Origin of the sequence: Streptomyces sp. PH10-H1, from assembly GCF_030063355.1 — a bacterium.
In the GTDB taxonomy this organism is placed as follows: domain Bacteria; phylum Actinomycetota; class Actinomycetes; order Streptomycetales; family Streptomycetaceae; genus Actinacidiphila.
Genome location: NZ_JASISZ010000237.1, coordinates 1 through 537 on the forward strand (window position 1 = coordinate 1; position 537 = coordinate 537).

A 537-nucleotide genomic window follows, 5' to 3' on the forward strand; every position below is an offset into this window, starting at 1 on the left:
ACGGGCTTCCGGGTGAGCGCACACCTCGAGTCGCTGCCCGGCACCGCTGCCGACGGCCGGGCGGTGCGGCGCCTGCTCGTCCCCACCACCGTGCCGCATGCGGCGGCCGCGCTGCCGACCGCCACCGACATCTTCGCGGGCGCGGGCTGGCACGAGCGCGAGACCCACGAGATGTTCGGCATCGACTGCGCCGGTCACCCGCACCTGGTGCCGCTGCTGCTCCCCGAGGAGTTCGAGGGGCACCCGCTCCGTAAGGACTTCGTCCTCGCCGCCCGCGTGGCGAAGGCGTGGCCCGGCGCCAAGGAGCCCGGCGAATCGGAGCACGGCGGACCCAAGCGCCGGACGAGGCTCCCGCCGGGGGTCCCCGACCCGAACGAGTGGGGCCCGCTCACGGGTCAGCTCCCGCCGGCTCCCGCCCGCCCGGCCCGCACCCCGCGTGCGGCAGGCGCGGCCGGTGCGGGCGGAGGGGCGCGCGGCGCGCCCGGTGCCGCAGCCGAGCGGCCGGCGCCCCGGCCCCGCCCGGCGAGCGAGCAGCCC

The 537-nt window shown here is 79.5% G+C and carries 1 protein-coding gene; it reads left to right on the forward strand.

The genetic code is table 11. From position 1 onward, the window contains the following. Positions 1 to 12 precede the first annotated feature (12 nt). A partial coding sequence (locus tag QMK24_RS41395) for an NADH-quinone oxidoreductase subunit C (protein ID WP_502989177.1) occupies positions 13 to 537 on the forward strand: 525 nt, incomplete at its 3' end.